This is a genomic window from Burkholderia sp. MSMB1072, from assembly GCF_001524725.1.
In the GTDB taxonomy this organism is placed as follows: domain Bacteria; phylum Pseudomonadota; class Gammaproteobacteria; order Burkholderiales; family Burkholderiaceae; genus Burkholderia.
In genome coordinates this window covers 1-1,201 of record NZ_LOYC01000059.1, presented here as the reverse complement: position 1 = coordinate 1,201, position 1,201 = coordinate 1, and the positions used below count along the sequence as shown (strand labels likewise).

The window sequence follows — 1,201 nt, the reverse complement described above, 5'->3', positions numbered from 1 at the left end:
TGCTGGAGAGCCGCGGGTTGCTCGAAAGCCGGCCGCAGTCGGGCTATTTCGTGAACCTGCGTCGCGACGACGGTCACGCGCCGGTGCGCGAGCTGAGGCCGTCGAAGCCGATCGCGATCTCGTCGTCGGTCGACGTGAGTCGGCTCGTGCTGTCGACGCTGCGCTCGATCGGCACGGACGACGCGGTGCCGCTCGGCTCGCCGTATCCGGACCCGAGCCTGTTTCCGTTCGAGAAGCTCAATCGCTACGCATACGCGGCCGGCCGCGACAAATCGCTGTGGGGCGTGACCGACGGGTTGCCGCCGGGCCACCCGCGGCTGATCCGGCAGATCGCGCGCCGCTACCTGGAAAACGGGATGTCGGTGGATCCGAACGAGATCATCGTGACGGTCGGCGCGACGGAGGCGATCAACCTGTGCCTGCAGGCGGTCGCGAAGCCGGGCGACACGATAGCGGTGGAGTCGCCGACGTTCTACGCGATGCTGCATGCGATCGAGCGGATGGGGATGAAGGCGATCGAGGTCGCCACGCATCCGGAATACGGAATCGACATCGCGGCGCTGGCTGCGATCGCGAAGTCGCAGCCGATCGCCGCGTGCATGGTGATGCCGAACTTCCAGAACCCGCTGGGCTTCCAGATGCCGGACGAGCGCAAGCGCGAACTGGTTGAGTTTGCAACGAAGGCCGGGATGCCGATCATCGAGAACGGCGTGTACAACGAACTGTATTTCGGCGACACGCATCCGAGCTCGCTGAAGTCGTACGACCGTAGCGGGATCGTGCTGCATTGTTCGTCGTTCTCGAAGAGCCTGACGGCTGCGTACCGGATCGGCTGGGCGCTGCCGGGCCGCTACCGCGAACAGGTCGAGAAGCTGAAGTTCCTGAATACGCTCGCGACGCCGTCGTTGCCGCAACTGGCGATCGCGGAGTTTCTGGAACGGGACGGCTACGAGCATCACCTGCGGCGCTTGCGCAAGGCGTATGCGCAGCAGGCGAACCTGATGCGCGCGATGGTGTCGCGGTTCTTTCCGGAAGGCACGCGCATGTCGAGCCCGGCGGGCGGTTACGTGCTGTGGGTCGAGTTGCCCGCGCAGGTCGACGCGATGCGGTTGTATCAGCTCGCGCTGGAGCAGGGGATCACGATCGGGCCGGGCTACATGTTCTCGATCACCGACAACTACCGGAACTTCATCCGCCTGAA

The 1,201-nt window shown here is 65.2% G+C and carries 1 protein-coding gene; it reads left to right on the top strand.

What is annotated here, in order from left to right:
- On the top strand, positions 1-1,201 hold a 1,201-nt coding region (locus tag WS89_RS28045), incomplete at both ends, for an aminotransferase-like domain-containing protein (RefSeq protein WP_059795285.1).